Here is a 24,262-nt window from a genome sequence, read left to right on the forward strand (position 1 = left end):
CAGATCCATGAAGATCGCCGGGTATCGATTCGATATTCGCTTGCGGTCAAGCCGTCCTAGCCGCTTATGTTCCCGAGAGCTTGAAGGCGCCGACCGATTCGATCAGATCCTCCGCCATCTTCGTCAGCATAGCCGAAGCGGAAGCAACCTCTTCCATGGACGCATTCTGCTGCTCGGCGGATGAGGCGACCGTATTCGTGCTGTCTGCCGATTCCCGCGCGATCTTGGCGATTCCGTTAATCGCGTCGACCAGTTCGTGCATCTGACTGTGGACGTGCAGGATGCGTTCCTGAGCTTGTTGGGTCTGGTCCGTAAGCTGCTCAATCGATCCGCGGATGCCTTCGAACGCTTCGCCGGTCTGATGGACCTTCGAGATTCCGTCGGTCAGCGCCGCGTTGCCTTCCGAGACCGCGCTGACGGCACGCTTCGTGTCGGACTGGATGTCGGTAATGATCTTGCGGATCTGCTCGGCGGCTTCCGTGGATTCATCCGCCAGCTTGCGGACTTCGTCCGCGACGACGGCGAATTCCCGGCCGTAGTCGCCGGCGCGCGCCGCTTCGATCGCGGCGTTGAGCGCAAGCAGATGCGTCTGGCCCGAGATATCCGTAATAATCGTGACGATCCCGTCGATTTGTTTCGATTTGCTGCCGAGCGTATCGATAATCCGGGACATCGCCTGAATTCGCTGTTCGATGACGTTCATCTGATCGACCGCGGCATGGACAACGCCGCTGCCGCTCAGCGCCTCCTCCTTCGTCTGGACGGAAGCTTGCGTAACCTCGTCGACATTGCTTGCCACCTCGCTCACCGTTGCCGAGACAATAGCGGCAATCTCCGCGCCGTGCGTCGTCTGCTCCACTTGCTGCGCAGAGCCTTCGGCGATCTCCGCGATCGATTCGGCGATCTGCTCGGTTGCCCTGCTCGTCTGATCGGCACTGGCGCTAAGCTGCTGCGAGGTCGCGGCGACGGTATGGGAGTTCTGAATAACCCGCCCGAGCGTTCGTTCCAGCGAATCCATCGTCGTATTGAAATTACGCGCGATCTGGCCGAACTCGTCTCGACCTTTCTCTTGGAGACGGTACGAGAGGTCGCCTTCGGCGAGCGACCGGGACAAGCGGTTAATGTTCCGCGCCTGTTTGGCAACGCTGCGGCCGAAGAGCACAATGGCCGTGGCCAGAATGAGCAAGACGACTGCGCTAAGGATCAGCATCGTATTGCGCAGATCCGTGACCGGTTTCGTCCACTCTGCATCCGGCACCACGAGCGCAAGGGTCCAGCCGAGCTCCGGTATCTTCTGATAGAAGACCTGATTGAGCCCTTTCTCATCGGTGAACCGGCCCGTGCCTTGTTCGGAGGCCAGCATCGATTTCCCGAGCTCGGCAAGGTCAGCCCGCTCTTCTTCCGTGACTTTCACCTTCATCATTTTGTCCGTGTTCGGATGTCCCAGATAGTCGCCCTTCGAATCGATCAGGAATGCCCAGCCTGAATCGCCGACGGTGATCTGGCTGACGTAAGCCTGCAGATTGTTGAGATTGATATCGCCCATCGCGGCCCCTATCCGTTTCTTGGACTCATCGAAGAACGGGGCGCTGAAGGTGACGAGCGTGGATTGGGTCGGTTCGTCAAAGTAAGGGTCGCTGATCACGACCGTTTTGTCCGTGGACATCGCTTCCTTGTACAGTTCCAAATTCGTATAATCGTTAGCCGGTTCATTGTAAGCCTCCGTGAACGTAATGTCGGAATCTGCTTTATAGCCATAAACCGAGTAGAGTTTTTTCTCCGGATCGTACGCATAAGGAATATAGAAGAAGCCAAGCCCGAACGAGTCCCCATTCACCGGCAAGACGGCCTTCACCATGTTCTGCAGCTCGTCTTTCGAACGGTATGGATTATTCTCAAGCTCACGGGCCATCGATTCAACCAGCTTGTTATGCGCATTGATATCGATCATCATCTGGTTGATGACGCGGTTGGTCCCGTTGTCCATGCTCTTCTTCGTCTCTTCATAGAGCGTAGCCTGCTGCTCATGGCTGATGTACCAGGCAAGCCCGATCAATGTCAGCAGAACGATCGGCAGCAGCGTAGCCAACATGCGCGAATTAATGCTCCTAAACCCCATGCCGCTCCTCCTTAACGTGTCTCTATTGGCCGGTATATAACAAAGTTGACATTTTATTGTGACCGTCTCCCTAACAAAACATGCGATTAGGATGCAGCGCAAAAAAACAAGCACGCCGGATTCATGCATCCGCGTGCTTGCTTCGTTAAGCTTATAGTTTGAACTTCGCCGCGTTGACCGCCAGTTCCTTGGTCAGTTCGTCGATCGTCTCGACCATGAGAGCCAGCTGCTTCACCATGCCCGACTGCTCCTGCACCGTAGCCGTTACCTGTTCGACCGAAGCGGAGATTTCTTCGCCCGAAGCAGACAGCTGCTGGGCCGATACAAGCACGACATCCTTGTCCTTCTCCATGCGCTCAAGCTCGCCGGCCATGCCTTTGATCTGCTCGACGATATCCATCACATTGTCCAAGATCGACTGGAACGCTTCCTTCGTCTGGCCGACGTATTGGTCCTGTTGCGCCGCGATATCCCGGATGCCGCGGACGCTCTGGTTGTTGTCGGACACGAATCCGAGCGTCTGGCCGATAATCGTTTGAATCTCGCTCGACTGCTTCGCGCTCTGCTCGGCCAGTTTGCGGATTTCCTGCGCGACGACCGCGAAGCCGCGGCCATGCTCGCCGGCGCGCGCCGCTTCGATCGACGCGTTCAGCGCCAGCAGATTCGTCTGGCTGGCCAGCGTCGTGATCGCGGCCGTGATCGTCCCGATCTGGCTCGCGCTTTGTTCGAGTTGCTCCGTAATGCCGGAGATTTTGCGAACTTCGCTCTCGTTCTGGCTGTTGATATCGATCAGATGGTCCACGACCGCTTTGCTCGTGTGGAACACGTCGACGATCCGGTCGGCGCGGTCGCGCACGGATTGCGCCATTCCGCTAACCGTATTGACGCGGTCGCCGAAGCCCGAGAAGCTGTCCACGATATGCTCGGTATCGAACGATTGCGATTCGATGGCCGTCGCGATCTCCATCGTTGTCGAAGACGTCTCGCTAATCGAACGGGCCGTCTGCTTCGAGGAGGCTTCCAGCTGCAGCGTGCTGGAGGTCAGGACCTCGATCGATCCGTTCATGTTCGCGATCAACTCCCGGTTGTTATCCGCCATCGTGTTGAAACTGGATGCCAGCTGCTCGAATTCGCCGCGGTACGTTCCTTCGGCCTTCACCGTCAAGTCGCCCTCCGCCAGTCGCTTGAACAATCCGGTCAGTCGAATGATCGGCGTCGTAATGAGCATCGACAGCACGATGCCTACGCCAACGGCCAGTACGAGCGCAATGGCAACGACGAGCGCGATCTGGTTCAACAGACGGCCGAGCGGACGATTAATATCCTCGTAACTGTCCGTGACGAACACATTCCAGTCCGCTTCCGGGATTTTCGTAAAGCGCATATAGCTGCCGCCCATGTCGAACCCGTCCTGGATGACCGTGTCCTCCGCCTTCTGCGCCAAGAATGCTTCGACGCCTTCGCCTTCCAACTGCTGTCCCGCCTGTTCCGGATGAGCAGAGTTGTACATCGTAATGCCGGAGCGGCTGTAGATGCTGATGACCCCTTCGGCGTTAATCCGAATATCTTTCAGCTTCTCAGTGAAGAAATCCGCGCCGAAGGTAGCGACGAACGCGCCTACAATGCTGCCGTCATTCGCTTTGATCGGCTCGGAGATCGCGATGAGCAGCCCCCCGGTCGATTTGGACACGATCGCATCGCTGACGAAGCTCTCGCCGGCGATCGCCTTCTGGAAGTATTCGCGGTCGGCGCGCGATTCGCCGATGCTGTCCGGATTGCTGTTAGCCAAGATCGTGCCTGCTTGGTCGACGACCATGAAGTTGTTGACGCTCTTCGCCCCGGCCAGGCTTTCCGTCAGAATATCATTGGCTTTCGCGAACAACGGATTGGCATCCGAGAAGAAAACCGAATCCTCCATCGTCTTCGCATCGTGTGCCTCAATTAGTTCCTCGAACGTGTTATGGATCGACACCATATGGACCGTCTGCTGCTGCAGGTTAACGGTCGTCCACATTTCTTCGCCGATCCGGTTCGCATTCGCGGTCATCTCATCCTTGCTCTTCTGCAACAGCAGATCCGAGCCGAATTGATACGTCGCGATACCCGTACCGAGCAGCACGATCAGCACCAGGATGCCGATCATTAGCGGAAGTCGCACGCGTAGCGAGAGGCTGCCTTTCTTCTTTTTCTCTTGACTCTTCCTCTTCTTGAACACGTTGTACGCCCCTCTACCATCATTAATAGCTAAGATATCGGTAGATTAGTGGCACAATTGTAGATTAATGTCGAAAGATGTAATATATTAAATAATTTTGTCGATCGAGGAGGAAATGATAGGTAAACCAGATGTATAGCGAGCTAACGCTAACGCCGAAGAGCGATTAGCGCCACGCCATTATTTCTTCCTTCCTGGGTATATTACAAGTAACAGGATGTAAGAGGAGGGACTTGTGATGGTTATGAAACGAAAGCTGCTCATTACCGGTGCTGCCGGCGTGATCGGGGGCGCCGTGACGGCCGGACTCCGCACGCTAGAGCGCTATGACATTACCGCAGCCGATGTGCGTCCGGATGAAGCCCGGGGCATCGCCTCGCTCGACGTAACCGATGCGCAGAGAATGGAGGAGTTAACGACAGGCGTAGATACGGTGCTGCATTTTGCATGGGCCAAGGACCAGGATGACTTTCTTGGCAAAGTGCTCCCGATCAACGTGACCGGCGCCTACCATCTCTACGAGGCTGCCCGCCGGAACGGGGTGAAGCGAATCATCTTCGCCAGCTCCAACCATGCCACCGGCTTCTACAAGGTCGGCGAGAAGATCGAAGCGACCGATCCGTATCGCCCCGACAGCTTCTATGGCCTGAGCAAATGCTATATCGAGCTGCTCGGACAGCTCTATGCGGACAAGCACGGGATCTCGTCGATCAATATCCGTATTGGCAACTTCCCCGGAGACGACCGCCCGCATTCCGACCGGGCCGCCCATATTTGGATCTCGGCCCGCGACATGGTGCAGTTGGCCGAACGCTGCATCGAGGCGGACGAGAATATCCCGTTCCTATGCCTCTACGGAACTTCGGCGAACACCGATAACTACTATGATATCGGCTACCTGAAGGAGCTGATCGGCTACGATCCGCAAGACGACGCTGCGCGGCTGATGGATGAGGCCGAGCGTCGGCATCAGCCGATCAAGCACGACGAGACGGCCTATCAGGGCGGCGTGACGAAGTAATCTTGCGCCGAGTCAGCACGGCAGCGCTTGCTGCTGATGGTTCGATACGCTCCTTCGCGTAGTAAAAAGCCGGCCAATTGGACAATTGGCCGGCTTTTTCCCCTTGTTACTGAACGTTATCCAGAATCTTGCGCGCCAGATAAACCAGATCTTCAATACCGATTGAACCGTCCTCGTTGAAGTCGAATTCCTTCACTTCACTCCAATCCGCCGATGTGCTGTCCTTGCCATACGCGGCTGCGACGATGGCCAGGTCGCCGATGCTCACTTGGCCGTTGCCGTTCACGTCGCTTGGCGACTTCTTAATGATCAGGCTGCGGAAATGACCCTCCGCTCCCGCTAATGCCGCAGAAGCAGACGCGATCTGCTCGTCGGTTGCATATGCGTTATCGGCCACTGTGCTTGCCGCGTCGATCGCGGCTTGCAGCGCGGCTTTGCTACCAGCCGGGTATTGGCCGACGGCTTTGCCTTCTACCGACGCATCATGCAACGCCTGCGCTTCGGCGATCGCGGCAACGAGCGCGGTACGGTCCGCGACGTCTACGGTGATCAGGTGAGCAGCCCCGCCGATGACCCGCTCTTGCCCATCCTCAAGTCCGATGACGGCGTTGCTGATCGAGATATAAGTCTCGCCCTGCAAGCCGCGGGCTTTGAAGCCCAGCTGAAGCAGACGTTCGTTGGATCCATTGGCCTCGCCGCTCAAGTCAACGGCTACGAACCTGACTTGGCCTGGCTCTTCCTCATGCTCCACCACTTGCACGCCTTCCTTCAGCACATCCCCGAAGCCGGTAAATTCGGCGCGCTCCGGATCGTAGTTCACCGTAATATCCTGCGCGATGACCTGTCCCTTCAGGCCGAGAATGCCATAGGTCAGGTCGAACGATTCCCCGGCTTGCACCGGTCCAGCTTGATCGGTGAAGTGCGGACTTACGAACGGCTCGGGATCTTCCTTGGCCAGTTCGAATGTGTCGACGACGCGGCCGCCGATCGTCTTGGTCGTGACCGTCAAGCTGCCTTGGGTAATATCGACCGACGCATACATCTGCGTGTTCTCGTCGTCGATAATTTGCTGCCATGGGCGCTCCGTCTGCTCGTAGAATTTCGGACCGGTCGCGCCCGGAATGATATACGTTGTGCCTTGACCTTCCGCAACCGGCGAACCGCCTTTCATCGGGTACGTACGCAGATAAATATGATCATGGCCGTTCATCACGACGTCTACGCCATACTCGTCCAATATCGGCGTCCACGCTTCGCGCACGTTCGCGGAGTCGTAGATGCTGCCGTACGGACCGCGGTGGAAGAACACCATTTTCCACTTCTTCGACGTTGACCCAAGGTCGGTCCGCAGCCATTCCTTCTGCTTATCCAACTCGTACTCGCTGTTGAGAACGGCGATATGGACATTCTCGTAATCGAACGAATAGTTCGTTCCCTTCTGGCTGTCCACCCCGTTCTGCGGATGGTTGAAGTGCGCGAGGAAATCCCCGTTCAACTTCGTGCCGGTCACCTCATGGTTGCCGACGAGCGATACGGTCGTCGTGCTCATCAGCTGCTCCTGCGCCTTCGCGAACCACCAGTTCCACTCCTGCTCCTTGAACCCGTTATCGACGATATCGCCCAGGTGCACAATGAATTCGGAATCCGGCCGGTCGGTAAGCGCCGTCTTCAGCGTGTCGCCCCACAGTTTGAAACCCGCTTCATCGGAAGCCTGCGAATCCCCGAGCACCAGGAAGGATGTCTTCCCATCTTCGGTCTTCGCCGTCTCGAACGTACCTTGCGCACTGTACAGCCCTTCGCCATTGCCTACGCGATACACGTAGGCCGTGCCTGGCGCCAATCCTTCGGCTACTGCCTTATGCACCCGGATCGTGCCCAGATCGAGCGTATTGTACAAATAGCTGGTACCTTCGATGCGCGTCACGTTCGGCTGATCGAAGCCCGCGAAATCCGCCTGCCGGACCAGCTCCACGACCGTCTTGTCCGTGCTCGGGTGAGTATGCCAGTTGAACCCTCTTGACTTCGCAGGATCCGCGCCCATCGAGACGCCGATGTTATAAGGCTCCGCCGAGCCTGCCAGCTTCGACGGCTTGAAGCTTACGACCGGACTATACTGCTCGCCCTTCACCGCCTGTACCTTATACTCCTTAATCACTTCGGTTAGCGCGGATGTCTGCAGCTTCCCGTCTTCGTCCGTTACCAACGTGCCGTTTCCAACATCTACGCCATCCGCCAGCAAGCTTGCAGCTGCAACCGGTTCTCCTGCAGCATCCGTTACCTTGAAAGTGGTCGCGAAGCCTTGGCCGATGTTGTCGTCCCATGTCAGCTGGAGCTCCTGCTGGATCACCGATTGCAGGGAAGGTCCGTTGAATGTCTTGACGGTCTGGCCTTCGCCAGCAAGGAGCGCAGATCCGGAACGGAACGTGACGGCATTCGTTCCCGCCGCGTCGCCTTTAACTCGATACTTGATCTGAGCCAACGTGTCGGCGTCTGTCAGACCGAGCGAGTCCAGATCGCTGAAAGTTATGCGAGCGATGCCCGTACTTGCATCCAACTGGGTCTCCAGGCTGTCCTCCGGAATCATAGCGCCGCGAACGACCTGAAGCTCAGCCGTCTTCGACAGATCGAAGGCGAATTCCAGATGGCCGCTCTTCAGCTTCGCTGCCTGCATGCCGGTGATGTCCACGCTATACGAATGCCCTGCGAATACCTTCATCGGCGTCGTATAAGCCAGCTTCGCCGCGCCGGTCTCCACCGTGAAGCTCCATTCCTGAATCGTCTGGTTCCCGGCCAGATCGCGAATAGCAGCCTTCACCGTATGAATGCCGTCGTCAAGGGCGGCCGAAGGCTTGTACGAGACGCGTCCCTGCGGCGGATAGAAGCCGTACTGCACCTGCTGACCGTCGACGTACAGACGGATTTTCGCCGGATCGATCAGCGTCGTTCCCGGGCTGGTCACCGGATCGTAGCCGTCATCCTCGCCGATGAAGCGGATCTCAGGCGTACCCGTATTGACGACCGCGCCATTGGCCGGAGCCGGCTGCTTGATCAGCGGAGGCGTCCGATCCTCGCTGAGCGGGCCGTACACGGCACGGATCCCATCGATGTAGATCGCGCCGCTCGTTTTGTTGGTATTGCTCGTTTCCATATAACGGACCGGCAGATCCATCGTGAGCGGAACGGCTTTGCCCTTCGGCACCGTTGCTTCGACATACTTCCACCCTGTCCAGTTGACGCCGCTCGTCTGATCGGTGAAATCGATCGCGAACGCGGCGTTATTGCCGTCGCGCATTTGTCCGCGGAGCCAATGCTTCTGGCCGTCGCCGTACACCCACATGCCGATCTTCTCCGGATAGCCGGTCACCTGGATGCGCTGGGCAGTAGACTTCGCGCTCAAGTAGGCGCCGGAAGTTCCCGTCTTGCCGACGAAGTCATAGCTCAGCTTCAGCGAGCTTGCCCCGGTGCGGACGAAATCCTCATTCGTCTCCTGATCGATCTTCACGGTGTTATAGGCCGCGCCGCTGGCGTTGTAGTTCCCGAGTCCGCCTTCAAAATCCTCCAGCACGACCGGCGGAACGCCGATGCTCACCTCCATCGAAGTCTGCACGTCGCCGTAGCTGACGATGATCTTGCCTTGCCTGTCATTGGCATCGACCGCTTGGAAGACGCCATTGGCATCGATCGTTCCGATCTCGCCCTCCACGCGCCAAGTGAAGCTGTCGTTGCTGGCCTGAATGACTTGGCCATCGCGCAGCGCCTTCACGGACAGCGCGCTCTGCTGACCGGACGTGAAGGATTTCACCGCATCCGGGAACGCAAGCGCTGTCAGTTGGTCGACGACCTCGATCGTGCTGCTGCCCGTAAGCTCCCCTGCGCTTGCTTGCACCTGCCCCGTCCCTGCCTCGCTGCCGGCCGTGAAGCTGCCATCTGCGTGAGCGGTGCCGATAGCCGGGTCGGCCGTCCACGCTATTGCATCCGCTACCGTTGCTGGATGGCCGTTCGCATCAATGCCTGCCGCCTTCAACGAGATCGTAGCGCCGGTGAGCACGCGCTCCATCGCCGGCTGGACGGCCAGCTTCGCCGCCTCGCCTTCAGGCGCCGTGTTAATGAGCAGCAGCCCGTTGCCCGTCTGGCGCTCGCCGCCGTCGGAGCCGCGGTTAAGCATCTTGCGGGCCGTCTCGCCAGGCATCTTGGTCACGAACGTCGAAGACCCGCCGCCATCGAGATTCATCGCATCGACGACGCCAAGATCTTCCATTAGCTCGCCCAGCTCTTCCGTCTCGACCCCTTCGCTGAAGCCCGGCGCTCGCCCGTCGATTTCGAACAGGACGATCGATCCGTCTGCCTTCGTGCCGATTGCCGTACGCGGGTGCACGCCGGTCGGGCCCACGTTCGTCTGAATGTCGCCGTCTTTGATCAACGGGCCCTGGCCGCCGATCGCCAACTCCGCTTCCGCCCATTCGCCAGCCAGCGCGAAGCTGGCCGTCACCGTGTCGCCGATCTGAAGTCCAACAAGCACATCACGGGCTGTCCCTGCTGCGGACAGGACGACCCTTCCATCCGTCAGTGGCGAATCGCCAAGCCCTTTGCGCACCTCAACGACCTTCAACTGCATCGTCTCGCCGTTCTTGACCGCTCCCGATTCAACCGCGAGCACGACTTCGTCGCCGGTATTCGCCGTCTTCGTGGACGCATTGTAATCGGCCGTGAAGAGAACGAGCTGGTTGTTATCCCGGTAGCGGTTAATGTGCGTCAAATTCGATGTCTTCCCGCCGATCGTCACCGTCTTGGTCAGCTTCGGCGATCCGTACAACGATTGCCCGTCAGCGGTCAGGCCGAACGCGAAGCTGCTGGTGGAACTGTTCAGAATGCGCCCCTCGTCCATGAAGAGACCGTCCGGCACGCCGGTCGCGTAGCCGGAGATATCGTAGAAGTCGCCGTTGATGCCGGCAATAACCCGGTTGCCCGGCTTGTCCGCGTAGTTCGCCATCTGCGTAACGCCCTGCATCCCGTACACTTTGCCGCTCTTCGTGCCTGCCCGCAGCGCAAGGTTCGGGTTCTTGGGGTCGAATTCCACGACATGCATCTTCTCCGCGCCGCGGCCGATCTGCATATCATACCAGCTGTACGCCGCGCCCGGCGCCAGCTCCATCGTACGGGAATCTATGATTGTGCCGTAAGGCTGCGCCTCGAGCGCAGCGAAGGCTTGTCCAGCCGGGCTAATCGCCGAAGCGAGCACCAGCATCGCCGCCAAGCCTTTGAATTGCCGATTCCATTTCATTTGGTTCTAACCCTCCGGTATGCTAGGAATGCGCGCCGTATACTATTAGAAATGGGTTGAATCTCCCAATCTTGCGTGTGTTGCCCGAGCCCCTGTCGATACCCCCTGCCTAGTCGAAATTGAAACTTACGACGCACTGGCTCCATCATGTAGCTTCAATGTTCGGATCATGTTCGAAATCGTTGAAATGTTCGTAAATTCGTTACTCCTTGTATCATTGGATATAAAAAAGAGCCCTGACGAAAACTCTCGTCAAGACTCTACTGAATGGAAGGACAACGAGACTCGCATATCTCCCTCATCCTCGTGTGCTTAGCTCCCGCGACGATTCATGAGCCGCTCATTCTGCCGGAAACCGTATTGTTCATACAAGCCGTGCGCGTCTAACGTGCCCAACAGCCCATGCAGCCCGCCATATTGCTCGATGATGCATGCCATAAGCTGCTTCCCGAGTCCGTTGCCCCGATGGGCCTCGTCGATAATGACATCGCATAAATAAAAAACGGTAGCGTAATCGGTAACGACTCGCGCAAAGCCGACTTGGCGCTCCCCCTCATAGATGCCATAGCACACGGAATTCGCAATCGATTGGGCGATCACATCCGCCGCTCGCTGCTTCGCCCAGTAGCTGGTCGAGAGGAGCTGGCCGATCCGATCGAGGTCCAGCCGAGCCTTGTCATCACTAATTACATAAGCGCCAACTTGTCTTTCCATGCGCATCACATCCACTTTTTGTCAGATATTATAAGGATATTCTCGCTACCGTACAACCCTGAATTTCTGGATCCACACAAAAAACCTGCAGCCTCAATCGGCCGCAGGTTCTCTTATCGCAATTTATTGAATGCCTTTCTTCTTCAAATCTTCCAGGTGGCGCTCATACATCACTTTCTCGACATCCTTCGCACCGACCTTATCCATCTGCGAGATAAACTCTTCGTAGACGCTGTTGAACTCGTCATCCGACTTCGCCAGAACCAGCTTCGGAATCGTTTTGTTCCATAGGTCTTTGACCTTCACGTTAATGACGCCTTCGGCCGTGGAGCCTTCCGGCTCGAGATTCTCCATGCCGAGCGGATACACGTCATAGTTGTATTTCTCGAGCAGCTTCTTCGCTTCGAACTGCTCCGGCTGATCCTTCATGAAGTCACGCGTAGCCGCCTTGTCGATCACCGTGCCGGAACGCCACAGCAGCGTGGAAGCGGTGAGGCCGTATTTGGCATACCAAGCATTGTTGTCCGTGAGCATCAGATCGCGTACTTCCGGCTTGTATTGCGGGAGACCGTCGACCATCTCGTACGTCTCGCCTTCCTTGCCGTAGAGGAAGTCGAGCTGCCCTTCGTCCGACCAAGCGTATTCGGCGAACCGGATAATCCGCTCCGGATCTTTGGCCTTCTTCGTGACGAAGAAGCCCTGCCAGCCCATCAGGCGGGAAGCCGGGTAGCGCGGCGTCTGGCCGTTGGCCTTGATGCCATCGAGCACCACGTACTCCTTATCCGCGCCGAGCGTGCTCTCGATCTTCGGATTGTAGCGGGTATACATGCCGTCCATGAATTGCGACGCCACGGCATACTGCGCGCCATACAATTTCTCCTCGTATTGCTCCTGCTTATAGATGAGCAGCTGCGGATCGAACAACCCTTCGCGGCTCAGCGTGTTGAGATATTTGAACGCGTCGATGAAGCCTTTGTTGCGCATCGGGTACTCGACCAGCTTCTCGTTGTCCTTGATCCGCTCCTCCAACAGGTTCGGCGAGAACGAATAGATCAGATAGTCCATGGACAAGCTGCCCTCGAAGCCGTTCTTCGCCACGTCGAAGAACTCGACGCCGACGGGGTTAATGTCCGGGAACTTGGCCTTCGCCTGTTTCAGCGCCGCGAGCAGATCGTCGGTCGACTCGATCTTCGGACTGCCGATCGCTTCGTAGATGTCCTTGCGGATGAACCATGGCCGGATCGGCGTAATCGGCACGCCGCTCGTCAGACGGTCCTTCGTCTCAAAATAGTTCGGGAGATACCACAGCTTGCCGTCAACCGAGTGGTACTTCACCATCTCCGGATCAAGCATATCCTTCAGGTCGGGCGCGTATTTCTCGATCAGCTCGTCGATGGAATAGACCATGCCGTTCTTGATCAGCTTGGAGACGGCCGGATTGTTCCAGTCCAGCATGATCGTATCCGGCAGATCGCCCGACGCGATCATCGTATTCAGGTAATCGTCGTCGCTGCCCGTTGCGAGCTTCCGGTCGATCGTAACGCCCGTCTTCTCGGTGATCAGCTTCATCGCGAATTGATCTTTCCACAGGTAGTTGGACGCCCAGTTGCCGTAGAAATACTGCGTGAATGTGAATGGCGACGTATCTTGCTTCCAGGCAGGACCCGCAGCGGTATTCGTCTGCGCGTTCCCTTCTGCCGTGTTCGTTGCCGCGTTGTTGTTGCCTTTGTTGCCGTTATTCGCCTCGGTCTGCGGCGTATTGGCATTCGAGCTGCAGCCCGCCAGAACGGCGAGCGCGATCGCTAGGCTAGCCCCTGCTTTGAACCGTTTGCTGATCATATCTATTACCTCCCCTTGGATATCGACGCCTTATTCAATCCGATGTGTGAATCCGCCTTATCAGGCCTATCCCTTCACAGAGCCGATCATCACCCCTTGGACAAAATACTTCTGCACGAACGGATACGTCAGCACGATCGGCACCGTGGTGATTACCATCGTCGCCAGCTTGAGCGAAGCCGCGGTGACGTTACCGAGCCCCAGATTGCTCGCGGCCAGGCTGACATTGCTGTTGGAGCTAATGATCTGCATCAGAATCTGCTGCAGCGTCACCAGCTGCTCGCTGCCGAACAACATCGCATCGTACCAGGAGTTCCAATGGAACACCGCATTGTAGAGCGCGACGGTGGCAAGCACGGGCTTCGAGACCGGCAGGATGAGCTGGAAGAAAATGCGCAGCTCGTTGGCGCCGTCGATTTTGGCCGACTCCTCGATTTCCTTCGGGAGCCCTTTGAAGAACGTCAGCATGATGATGGCATTAAAGACGCTGAACAAATTCGGGATGATGTAAGCGAGAAACGTTCCTTTGAGATGCAAATATTTGGCGACGAGCAAGTAGTATGGAATGATGCCGCCGCTGAAATACATCGTGAAGATCGCCATCAAGAGGAACACGCGGCGTCCCATCAGTTCGTTCTTGGACACGCCGTAGGCGAAGGCCGCTGTGAATACGACGGCCGTTGCCGTGCCGATGACGGTCCGCCCGATCGTGACGATGAAGGCCCGAATGATGTTGTCGTCTTGGAACACCATCCGGTAGTTCTCGATCGAGAACTGGCGGGGCCATAACGTAATGCCTCCACGGGCGGCGTCGGTCGGATCATTGAACGATGTGATGACGATGTTATAGAACGGATAGAGCGTAATGATACATAGGCCGAGCATGAGCAAGGCGTTCAGCCAATCGAAGCTCCGTTCGCCGAAGCTGCGCGAATGCGTAAACATGGCGTTCTTAAGCCTCCTTTCCTTCTAGAACAGACTCTCTTTGGTGAGCTTGCGCGAGCCGTAGTTCGCGGCATACATCAGGATGAAGGCGACCACGGACTGGAACACGCCGACCGCCGTACCGTAGGAGAATCTGCCGAGCACGAGACCCATTTTGTACGAGTAGACGGATAATACATTCGCGGCATCCTGCGTCATGGAGTTCTGCATCAGATACATCTGGTCAAAGTTCGAGTTAACCAGCCCGCCGATCGAGAGGATCAGCAGAATGACGATCGTGGGCTTCAGCGCCGGCAGCGTAATGTGCCAGATGCGCTGGAACCGGTTCGCGCCATCCATGACGCCCGCCTCGTACAGCTGCGGGTCGATGCCCGCGATCGCCGCCAGATAGATGATCGAGTTCCAGCCGATATTCTTCCACACCTCGGTGAACACCACCAGCGGCAGGAAGGCATCCGGATCGCCCATGAGCATCGTGTCCGGTCCGATCAGGCCAAGGCTCTCGAGCATCTTGCTGATGACGCCGTTCTCCGGATCGAGCAGCGTGTACATGAACCCGACGACCAGCACCCAGGATACGAAGTGCGGCAAATACGTCAGCGATTGCACGATACGCTTGAACCGTTTGTAGACGAGCTCGTTGAGCAGCAGCGCGAGCACGATCGGCGCCGGGAATCCGAACAGCAGCTTGGCGATGCTGATCTTGAACGTATTGGTCAGCGATTCCGTGAAGGTCGGATCATTGAACAGCTCGCGGAAGTTCGCAAGCCCGATCCATGGACTGTGCAGGAATCCTTGGAACGGGGTATATTCCTGAAATGCGATCACGATGCCGTACATCGGGATATAGTTGAAGACAATCATCCAGAGCACAGCCGGCAGCGTCAGGATCATCAAGTACCGCTGCAGCCAGAATCGCTTGGCGAAAGATCGCCCGTGGGACGCTTGCCCAGCACGCATCGTAAGCACCTCCTTTGTCGTAAGCGCTGTCTTTTCAAGTGAAGAATGCGCTTTCATATTGGGTATAGGCTTATTATAGAAGACCGCTCCGCCTCGCCGATATGCAAAAATTCCACGCCAATGCCACAATCCCACGATGTTTGCATGAGGTATCGGAATCGCTTTGACAGCGCTCGCAACTGTTGATAAGGTAGCAGCAAGCAAGCTCTACCTTATTATGAGAGAGGAGACAATCGAGATGTTTCCACATCACGCAACCGTCTTGTTCCAAGGCGATTCCATTACGGACGGCAATCGGGGGCGCGACGGCGATCCCAATCATGACATGGGCCACGGCTACGCCTTCGCCATTGCAAGTCTGGTCGGCGACCAATATCCCGAGCGCCGGATCCAGTTCCTCAATCGCGGCAACAGCGGCGACCGCGTCGTCGATCTGTACGCACGGTGGCGAGAAGATGCGCTTAACCTGCAGCCGGACGTCATCAGCATCCTTGTCGGCGTCAACGATCTGCATCGCGAATTCGCGAACGGGTCGGGCGTTCCCGCCGATCGTTATGAGCGCGTCTACCGGATGCTCATCGAAGAGTCGAAGGCCGCGCTGCCTGACGTCACCATTGTCCTATGCGAGCCGTTCATTTTGCCGGTCGGGCAAGTCTCCGCGAACTGGGATGCTTGGCATAGCGGCATTCGCGAGCGTCAGCAGCTCGTGCAGCAGCTTGCCGAACAGACCGGCAGTATCTTCGTCCGCCTCCAAGCGTCATTCGATGCAGCCGCCGAGCTGGCGCCGCCGGAATATTGGCTGTGGGACGGCTTTCATCCAACGCCGGCCGGTCACGGCTTGCTCGCAAGAGAGTGGATGAAGCAGGTGGCCGAGGCGATAGCGCGAACTGAATAGGCCGCATGCCAAAGAAGGAGAACGCAGCTGCGTCTCCTTCTTCTTTTGCCCTCGATGGACATTCGCACCCGCCACGCATAGGCTCATCTCCGCTGCATCATCTCTTGATATTCGCCCGGCGTCATGCCGTATGCCTGCTTGAACAGCGAACAGAAGTACGACGTGTTCGGAATCCCTACCTCCGACGCGATCGCGGCCACCTTGCGCTTGCTCATCCGCAATTGCTCCTCCGCCTTCGCCATTCGCACCGCCGTAATGTATTCGTGCACGGTTTTCCCCATCGCTTTCTTGAACACGACGCCCAAATGGTTCACGGACAGGAACACCGCTTCTGCCAGCATCGTCAGACTGAGCTCGTTCGAGCCATACTGCGCTTCGACGATCTGGGTCACTTTGCGAATGACCGACTCGTCCTTATTCGTCCGCTTCTCCTCCAGCCGGGCCATCCATTCGCTCATATACCGGCGGACGGCTTCCTCCAGCTGCTTCAAGCTGTCATAGGCGAGCAGTCTGTTCGACCGTACCGCCTCCGGCAGCTCATGCTCGCCCGACAACAGCGTCAGCTCCGTCAAGAGCACGTTCAGCATCGTTGCCGGGAACGCTTGGCCAGCACCGGGCTCCGACCGGAACTTGGCGAACAGTTCATCGAGCAGCTGCGTTACTTTATCCGGCTTCCCCGCCGCGCCCTGAACCCGAATCTCGCGAACAAGTTCTTGGCAGCTGCGCGTCACCTCTGCGGCGCGAGGGGCAAAAGCGTGCTTGGCCAGCGCCTCCTCCGCGGCGTCGATCATACCGCTTCTCCCGTAGAAACGCGCATGGCGGGCCGTGCCGACCGCTTCCCGGTAACGGTCCGGCAGCTCGGCAAGCGTTGCTTGACCGCTGCTGACCAAGATGGCGGACTCGGCTAGCGTAACCCGCAGCCGCTGTTCGAGCACCTCGACGTTCTCCTCTTGCTGCAGCGGAGCTATGAATACGCCTGCTTCCTCCAGTTCCTTGCACGGGAGCACGTAGGCAGATCGATGGATCGTGGACGGCAGCTCTGGATCTACAGGAAGCAGCGGGAGGATCACGGCAGCCAGATACGCGGCGTTATCCCCGAAGACGGTCGCTAACTCTTGCCAGATGCTATCCGGGTCGCCGGTGCCTTGCAGCAGGTCTGTCAGCATATCTTCGGCCTCTCTTCGTTTGTTCGCTGCCTCCGGCGACGCACTTCGCTGCTCGAGCAGCACTTTGCATTCCGCAGCGACTTTGGCGATCGTGCGCCTCAACTCCTCATCCTCGACCGGCTTCAGCACATAATCCGCGGCGTTGAACCGGATCGCCTCACGGGCGAAGCGAAAGTCATCGTACCCGGTTAAGACAATAATGCGCACGTCCGGCAGCTGCTCGCGAATCTGCTTCGACATCTCGATTCCGTCCATGCCCGGCATGCGGATATCCGTGATGATAATGTCCGGCGAGACCGCTAGCGCTTTCTCCAATCCGTCGATGCCGTCGACGGCCGTATCGATCCGGGTGATGCCGAATTGCTGCCAATCCCAGAATTCGACCAGCCCTTCCCGCTCCCAGCGTTCATCCTCAACGATCAATAGACGCAGCATTGTCCTCTCCTCCTTTTGGCAAACAGACGGTGACCGCCGTACCGATCCCCGGACGGCTATACAGCTCGAACCGGTGCCGACTCCCATAATACGCCGCAAGGCGTTCTCGAATATTGCGAATCGCATACCCGCTTCCGCTTGATTCGAATGTGCCCGCGTTGATCGCCCGCAGCCGCTCCTCGCTGATTCCGACACCGTCGTCGATCACCTGGATGATCAGATTGCGTTCATCCATGGCCGTCTTAATAATGAGTGTGCCGTGGGACCGCTTCGGTTCAATGCCGTGCGCGAGCGCATTCTCGACCAGCGGCTGCACGATATTCTTGGCGGCTACGCAATCGAACGTCCGCTCATCCAGCTCATAGACGACATCGAATCGCTCCTCGAACCGGAACTTCTGAATTTGCAGATACGCCTTCACCATCTCGATCTCCCCGCCGATGGTCGATTCCGAGCTTCCCTTGTTGAGCACCAACCGGTAAAACTTCGCCAGGGCATTCGAGATTTGCGTAATCTCCGGCGCATCCGCCTTCCTCGCCGCCCACGAGATCGTCGCGAGCGTATTGTATAGAAAATGCGGGTTGATCTGCGATTCCAGCGCGCGCAGCTCCGCTTCCTTCTCCATAATCTCGATCTTGTACACCTTCTCGACAAGCTCATGGATGCGGCCGGTCATATGATTGAAGCTGAGCGCCATCTGCGAGAACTCATCGTTCGAGGTCACCGGAACGGAGACATCGAGCGAGCCTTCCCTCACCTTCTTCATCGCGCGGAGCAGCAGCTTCATGCGGGCCAGCAGCTTCGTCGTCACGAAGTAGACGAGCAGGCTCAGCAGCAGTAAAGCGCCGAGCAGAATGAGCGCCATCATTTTGAGCGAGGACGTCACCTTATCGTTGAAGTGGCGGATCGGATAGACGCCGACAAGCCGCAGGTCCGCGCCTTCCAGCGGCAGCGAGATCAGAATCGCGCGCTCGCCGTCGATCTTGCGGATTTCGCTCAGCTTGCTGCCCTGCGGCAGCTCGCCAAGCCCGAGCTCAGGCAGCTTTTTCTTATAGAGGGCGGCATCGTTATTCGAGATGACCATCCCATCCCGATCGATGACCAACACGCGGCCGAGCCCGGCGGAGACCGGCTCCTCCAGCGCTTCGAACAGCACGTCCCGTTTCACCTCGATCTCCAGCAGACCCGCCATATTGACGTATCGGGACGAAAAAATTTTGCGGTCATACGCGAATACCTCTTCGTCATTGTCCGCAATGCCGAATCTGTTCGTCATCGTCTTCTCCGCTTGAAGCCCGCTCCACGCCGTCTGCACTTTGCGGTCGCCGATGAAGTCCTTGTAGTAGTCGTCATCCCGAATGCGAGCGAGATGATAGAACCCGTCGTACAGTTCGGGAATCGTCTCGTTGGCCATATAGATCCGGGAGGAATGGATATACGCATTCTGGCGCATGACGTTCTCCAGGATCGGGAAGATCGTGGAACGGTAATCCTCCAGTTGGAACGGTTCATTAATGAAAACGCTACCAAGAAACGTTTGAATACGGGTATCGAAAGCGATGATCTGCGAGAGATTCTCGACCAGCTTCACCTTTTCCTCGATGCTGTCCTTCGTTTGCAGCAAATTTTGTTCCATGACGGCCTGGGCTTGCTCGATCGTCGAGCGCGAAGCCTGGACATATAGCATGCAGCCGGTCACCGCCAACGACAACGTAAGAATCGACAGATAGATCGCGACAAACTTCGTCGTCACGCTCATGCCATTGGTCATTCGAATGAACCGCATCGTGCTATCCGCGCCTTTCACAAGCGTTTTCCTTCTATCATAACACGGGGACCCGAATCGGTAACAGCAGGCAGTTTAGCGCATTTCTCATGGCATAAACAGTGATCTGGCTTGGCTTAAAGCGGCGTAACGGCCTAGCTTTTGCGGCTTGGGCAACATCTTGATTTTCCCTACCACACTTCTAAATCTAGCCCCATCCCATCGCGTGTCGAATATGGTATAGTTCCTGTTAACAAATTCCGGTAAAGTGGTGAAATCATTGCAATTGAATACCGATTCTTTTTTCTGCATACTCTGCAAAACTGTTCAACCTCGCCGTCATGGGGAGCTAATCCTGACCACCGGGTGGGTCTGCGTCGGCAGCGTCCAGCACGCGGTCGGGTTCTGCAGCTCTTGCGCGCCGCAATCGCAGCGGCAAGGTAAAACACCGTGGCTTCATCTATCGTCGTGCTAGTCATCATTGGAAACAATTAGACATCATGAATCGGTTCATCTCCATCCATAATAAAACAATAAAGGCAAGGTGAAACGGCTAACGCCGTCTTTAAAGGCGAAGCGCGTTTCATTCCGGAGAAATACAAGATGCCTTTGTGAGGCGAGACCCTTATATAGTCTTGTATTTGAACTAGACCTGAGCCGAACCATTGGGGAGAAGATGAACATGAACTTTGAAGAAGGCCTGCAAAAGGTCAGCAAGGCTAATGAGCAAATCGTGGATGCGAACCAAATGGTCGCCGATGTTATCATGAATGTCTACTTATTCACCTGGAGATGGTGGATCGGTCTGGCTTTGATCGTTCTTCCGTGGGTAGCCTGGGTTATTCTTCGTGACAAACGAAGCACCGGGCGCCTGCTTTGCGCAGGTTTGTTCATTATGATTTTCTCCGCCGTATGGGATACGATCGGAATCGAAAATGGATTGTGGAGCTATCCCGTCAAGGTCGTCCCTTCGCCAACGTTAAGTTTCTCCTTCCGTCTTTCCGTGCTGCCGGTGCTGTGCATGTTGTTCATCCAATACATGCCCCGATTGCATGCGTCGATCAAGGGTCCTCTTTACGGCGCGATCGGCGCCTTTATCGGGATGCCCCTTCTAGCGTCGATCGATTTGTACAAGAAGTTGAATTGGGCCTATCCCTATTCGTTTTTTATTCTGACCGGGATGTATTGGATGGCTTATTGGCTCTACAATTTGAATAGTTTTGCCAGAGTCGAGGATGCCTCTCCGCAGCCAGCCGATCGTTGGAATGCCCCCTCTCGTAACAGGGAGAAGGCACGTTAGGCCGGCACGTACTTGGCGACATCTTCCTAGATCAGCCCATTCGCTCCGCTATACCACTTAATAAATGTTGGAAGCCAAATGATTCCCTCACTCGTTCAATAAGTATCCGAGTGAAGGTGGGGGAATGGATGAAGCGACGTATATTCCAGCTCGTTGGCATCAGTCTAGTGCTAGCCCTATTAGGGGGACTCTACTACGTGGTGACCGAGCAAGAACGGATATCCAAGCGGTTCGCCGCTTCTTTGTACGCCTATCCGCTGCCCGAGCAGACAAGTCTGATCGAACGCGACTACTTCTATGGCTATTCCTTCGTCCACCTGCTCGGAAGCGGCGGGGCAATGCCCGTGATCGTCTCTATGCAGCTCTCCACGACGCTGAGCCAAGACGAGGTTATCCGGTTCTATCAAGATGCAGCGCTATTCCCCTACCCGGGCAGCAAGCGGAGAGGCGTGGAGTTGGAGCTTTATTTTGAGGGCGAATACGACTTCCACGAAGAGGCGGACGGCCACTACTATACGAATAAGAAGGACCGGCCGACAACGCTGAAAGATTATGCGAGCGAGCCTGGATCAACCAAGACAACTGCACAAGCGACCGGTAAGGAACTCCGCTATATTTTACAGCTGAGCAGCGCGTTTGATTATGTGCTTAACATTGACTAGCCTGCGGGGCAATTAGTTTTGTTTTACTGTCAAAGCCTCAAGCTCTCTCTTCGTCTCCGGATGCACTACGATGCTGTCGGTAAGGTTGAGGGTCGAATCCTTGACCTTTCTGCCCCATTTCCTAGAGAAAGAGCGCCAGTCGCAGACCATCTCGATCACATACTTCTTTGGCATCGGCAATGCCTCTTTCGTATCGGGGTTGATCACCCAGTACTCCCAATGGTGCTTGTTATGGCGCTGATGATGGAGCCAGGCATATTTCCACTTTAGTTCGTCTTCAGAGCTTAATGGTTTTCCGGAGTAGAATTTTTTAGCATAGGGGAAAAATTCGCTCGGCGAAAATTTCGACCAGTCGTGAATAACGCCTTGAACGTATAGGCCTTCTTTCCAACATTCCATCCACACATTCAATTTGTGATTAAGGATGTACAAGAAATACTTCCAGTACGCTTTCAACATTGGAATTCTCCCCTCGAGTACGCAGTAAGAACCCATTTTTCACTCAACTCTCCCAAATTATTCTTCCACTATCATAAGGGTAAACGACAATTCCTAATATCCATTTACTAGAATTCTGAAGAACTTCTTAAGTTTTGCTGCATTCGTCGCTGCAACACAAAAGAGCGGCTGCCGCAGCAAGCCACTCCTTGGGATCGAATTTACGCTTATCTTCACATGCCCTTAACCTTTGATCTCTCGAATCCCTTGCGTGATCTGCTCCCTTTCAGACACGTTAAGCGAGTAGAGTCTAGGTGCCGAAGGAATCTCGAATTTCAGATGCGAATGCGGAATTTCCGTCAATAGTGTACCAATGGGCTGCCCGCTCTCTTTACTGCGAATCACATTCCAGAAGATCCGGGATCGATTTTCCTCGGTCCCCCATTTTTCAAGCGAGTTGCGGAATACCAGACATTGGCCGATGACGAAATCATCTTCGCTCAGGCGCTCCGCAGGATCGAATCCAGCGTGTGCAAGGCTATCGAATAGCGCCGGCATCAACTGGTCCAAGTACATCCCATAGGCAGCATCCTCAATTTCGCCAAAAGCGATCGTTAGCTGCTCATGCATCGATTCGTGCAAGTTCCTCCATACCGATTCTATATACCGGTTGCCTGCTTCGCTAATCTCCTCAATCGTCATGTCGTGACGAAACACTGGTATCGTTGTCATACTTACTCCTCCTTGAACCCGATTACTTCCAGCATACAACATGAAAGCCAATTGGAAGGTTGGAGAAGCATACTTGAAGCCAATCAAGAAAACATTCAGAATAACATTACAACCATTTTAAGGTTTATCCTATTGTTGCAAGGTGGAATCGCATGGATTATCGGCCCAAAAAACTAGCAGCGAAATTCAACCTGAGCCCCAACACATTGCGGAACTACGAAGCCAAGGGATTCATCCCTCCCGCCGAGCGATCCGCCAATGGATATCGCCTCTATACGGAACAGCATGAAGCTTACCTGGCCTGTTTGCAAGCGATGGCCCCTACGTTCGGGATGGACATGACGGCCGAGGTGCTGCATAAGCTGCAACGAAATGAGCTCGATCAAGCCTTATGGCTCGTAAGGGAACGGGAGGTTTTGCTGCACAAGGACATTGCTAGCTTGGAACAACTGGTACTGGATTTGAAATCGTATGCCGAAACCAACCCGTCTTGCGACTTTGACCAACGCTTCAGCATCCATGAGGTTTCCAACCGCACCGGAGCCCCTAAGTCCGCCATCCGTTACTGGGAGACATGCGGTCTATTGACTTCTGAGCGGAATCCGGATAACGATTATCGGCTGTATCATGAAGCGCATCTGCTTAAGATTCGAATGATTCTGGTACTGCAGAACGCGGTTTATTCCGAGGAAACAGTTAACTTGAAGCAATCTATTGCACAGCTCGAGATACGGAACCTGGAGCATGCGATGAGACTGGCTGACCGGATCCGATCTTACTTACGCCAGACGATCCAGCACCAAATGCGCGGCATCTACTTTCTCTATCGCTTGATTCAGAAGTTAGGCTTAGCGGAAACTGAACAACCGCGTTAATTGTTGCTCCGGTGCTGCTTGTATGATAATCCGTCTCAAAAAAAAGAACCGCCCCCTGTCTTATCCTTAACGGATGAGCGCGGTGCGGTTCTTGCTTTTAAAATGGAAAGCAGACTTTACATTTTTAGAGTTGCACGATATACTCCCCTTATGGAAAGTTAGCTTTCCATGAGGAGGACGAACACACGTGAACAACCGTTTAGAAGAAATTCGCAAGCAACGCGGAATTAAGCAAGAAGAATTAGCGGCGGCTCTTGAAGTGTCCAGGCAAACCATCGGTTCGCTAGAGAACGGACGATATAACCCATCGATCCTTTTAGCGTTCAGGATTGCTCGGTTCTTCGGTATGAGCATCGAAGAAATCTTCATTTACGAGGAGGATGATCGGGTATGAACAAAATGATTTCGACTTATTTTATTACCGCTGTAGGGGTTATTTTACTCGTTGGTGGTCTGTACTTCCTCAAGACAGTTGAAGACCCACAAGGCATGCTGCGTGTATTGCCTGCTATCTGTTTTGGGCTTGGCTGTGGTATTTTCGGCCACGGTATGGGTGAAATCATTGTCCGTAGCGCTAAGAAGCGTAATCCCTCCGCTGCCAAGCAGCTGGAGATTGACCTGAAAGATGAGCGTAATGTGGCAATCGCTAATCGGGCCAAAGCGAAAGCATACGATATGACGGTTTTTCTGTATGGAGCCTTCCTTATTGGAATTTCTTTAATGAAGGTAGACTTAACGTTACTATTGCTATTGGTTTGTTTCTATCTGTTCATCATCGGATATAACACGTATTACCGTTACAAGTACTTCAAAGAGATGTAATTGAATCCATGTGCTCCTTTGGGAGTAATCCAAAGGTTGCTCCATTTTTCCATGCCGTCACCCCCGGCAATTCACAGC

The 24,262-nt window shown here is 55.6% G+C and carries 18 protein-coding genes; 7 read left to right on the top strand and 11 right to left on the bottom strand.

Annotated features, from left to right (window positions below):
• Positions 1-64 precede the first annotated feature (64 nt).
• Together FHS18_RS03940 and FHS18_RS03945 are read right to left on the bottom strand one after the other, a co-directional pair.
• The gene (locus FHS18_RS03940; protein ID WP_183597160.1) at positions 65-2,119 is read right to left on the bottom strand and encodes a methyl-accepting chemotaxis protein; all 2,055 of its coding nucleotides are present in this window, start codon (positions 2,117-2,119) and stop codon (positions 65-67) included.
• Between the two features lie 151 nt (positions 2,120-2,270).
• Positions 2,271-4,334: a methyl-accepting chemotaxis protein gene (locus tag FHS18_RS03945; protein WP_343060384.1), complete on the bottom strand. Its 2,064-nt coding sequence runs from the start codon at positions 4,332-4,334 to the stop codon at positions 2,271-2,273.
• A gap of 244 nt (positions 4,335-4,578) precedes the next feature.
• Between FHS18_RS03945 and FHS18_RS03950 the strand changes: the two genes are divergently transcribed.
• Entirely contained in the window at positions 4,579-5,355 is a 777-nt protein-coding gene (locus FHS18_RS03950; protein WP_183597372.1) for an NAD-dependent epimerase/dehydratase family protein, read from the top strand.
• Positions 5,356-5,461: 106 nt separating this feature from the next.
• On the opposite strand, the gene FHS18_RS03955 is transcribed toward FHS18_RS03950, so the two are convergent.
• The 5 genes from FHS18_RS03955 to FHS18_RS03975 all read right to left on the bottom strand — a co-directional run bounded on the left by FHS18_RS03955 (position 5,462) and on the right by FHS18_RS03975 (position 15,094).
• Complete coding sequence (locus FHS18_RS03955; RefSeq protein ID WP_183597162.1) at positions 5,462-10,636, bottom strand: phosphodiester glycosidase family protein; 5,175 nt, start codon at positions 10,634-10,636, stop codon at positions 5,462-5,464.
• 312 nt (positions 10,637-10,948) lie between these two features.
• On the bottom strand, positions 10,949-11,350 hold the full coding sequence (locus FHS18_RS03960) for a GNAT family N-acetyltransferase (RefSeq protein ID WP_183597165.1): 402 nt from the start codon (positions 11,348-11,350) through the stop codon (positions 10,949-10,951).
• Positions 11,351-11,473: 123 nt separating this feature from the next.
• Entirely contained in the window at positions 11,474-13,189 is a 1,716-nt protein-coding gene (locus FHS18_RS03965) for an extracellular solute-binding protein (protein WP_183597166.1), read from the bottom strand.
• Between the two features lie 66 nt (positions 13,190-13,255).
• Positions 13,256-14,134, bottom strand: a complete 879-nt coding sequence (locus FHS18_RS03970; protein ID WP_183597168.1) for a carbohydrate ABC transporter permease — start codon at positions 14,132-14,134, stop codon at positions 13,256-13,258.
• Positions 14,135-14,158: 24 nt separating this feature from the next.
• On the bottom strand, positions 14,159-15,094 hold the full coding sequence (locus FHS18_RS03975) for an ABC transporter permease (protein WP_183597170.1): 936 nt from the start codon (positions 15,092-15,094) through the stop codon (positions 14,159-14,161).
• Between the two features lie 238 nt (positions 15,095-15,332).
• Here FHS18_RS03975 and FHS18_RS03980 point away from each other — a divergent pair, with 238 nt between their 5' ends.
• Complete coding sequence (locus FHS18_RS03980) at positions 15,333-15,989, top strand: SGNH/GDSL hydrolase family protein (RefSeq protein WP_183597172.1); 657 nt, start codon at positions 15,333-15,335, stop codon at positions 15,987-15,989.
• An 83-nt stretch (positions 15,990-16,072) separates the two neighbouring features.
• On the opposite strand, the gene FHS18_RS03985 is transcribed toward FHS18_RS03980, so the two are convergent.
• Positions 16,073-17,590: a response regulator gene (locus FHS18_RS03985; protein ID WP_183597174.1), complete on the bottom strand. Its 1,518-nt coding sequence runs from the start codon at positions 17,588-17,590 to the stop codon at positions 16,073-16,075.
• A complete protein-coding gene (locus FHS18_RS35085; RefSeq protein ID WP_183597176.1) occupies positions 17,568-19,397 on the bottom strand; it encodes a histidine kinase in 1,830 nt (609 codons plus the stop codon). Before FHS18_RS35085 ends, FHS18_RS03985 begins: the two co-directional genes overlap by 23 nt.
• A gap of 640 nt (positions 19,398-20,037) precedes the next feature.
• Here FHS18_RS35085 and FHS18_RS03995 point away from each other — a divergent pair.
• Together FHS18_RS03995 and FHS18_RS04000 are read left to right on the top strand one after the other, a co-directional pair.
• Entirely contained in the window at positions 20,038-20,655 is a 618-nt protein-coding gene (locus FHS18_RS03995; protein ID WP_183597178.1) for a CBO0543 family protein, read from the top strand.
• 128 nt (positions 20,656-20,783) lie between these two features.
• On the top strand, positions 20,784-21,317 hold the full coding sequence (locus FHS18_RS04000; protein WP_183597180.1) for a hypothetical protein: 534 nt from the start codon (positions 20,784-20,786) through the stop codon (positions 21,315-21,317).
• A gap of 12 nt (positions 21,318-21,329) precedes the next feature.
• Here FHS18_RS04000 and FHS18_RS04005 read toward each other — a convergent pair whose 3' ends face one another.
• Positions 21,330-21,776, bottom strand: a complete 447-nt coding sequence (locus FHS18_RS04005) for a DUF5662 family protein (protein ID WP_183597182.1) — start codon at positions 21,774-21,776, stop codon at positions 21,330-21,332.
• Positions 21,777-21,998: 222 nt separating this feature from the next.
• A complete protein-coding gene (locus FHS18_RS04010) occupies positions 21,999-22,487 on the bottom strand; it encodes a DUF6022 family protein (protein ID WP_183597184.1) in 489 nt (162 codons plus the stop codon).
• A 152-nt stretch (positions 22,488-22,639) separates the two neighbouring features.
• Here FHS18_RS04010 and FHS18_RS04015 point away from each other — a divergent pair, with 152 nt between their 5' ends.
• The 3 genes from FHS18_RS04015 to FHS18_RS04025 all read left to right on the top strand — a co-directional run bounded on the left by FHS18_RS04015 (position 22,640) and on the right by FHS18_RS04025 (position 24,184).
• Positions 22,640-23,362 (top strand): MerR family transcriptional regulator, encoded by a 723-nt coding sequence (locus FHS18_RS04015; protein WP_183597186.1) that lies wholly within the window; start codon positions 22,640-22,642, stop codon positions 23,360-23,362.
• A 187-nt stretch (positions 23,363-23,549) separates the two neighbouring features.
• Positions 23,550-23,756, top strand: a complete 207-nt coding sequence (locus FHS18_RS04020) for a helix-turn-helix domain-containing protein (RefSeq protein ID WP_183597187.1) — start codon at positions 23,550-23,552, stop codon at positions 23,754-23,756.
• Positions 23,753-24,184 carry a hypothetical protein gene (locus tag FHS18_RS04025; RefSeq protein ID WP_183597189.1) on the top strand — a complete coding sequence of 144 codons (432 nt, stop codon included), beginning with the start codon at positions 23,753-23,755 and terminating at the stop codon, positions 24,182-24,184. The genes FHS18_RS04020 and FHS18_RS04025 overlap by 4 nt, the downstream gene beginning before the upstream one ends.
• The last annotated feature ends 78 nt before the right edge of the window (positions 24,185-24,262 follow it).

Origin of the sequence: Paenibacillus phyllosphaerae (assembly GCF_014192105.1) — a bacterium.
Taxonomy (GTDB): domain Bacteria; phylum Bacillota; class Bacilli; order Paenibacillales; family Paenibacillaceae; genus Paenibacillus_Z; species Paenibacillus_Z phyllosphaerae.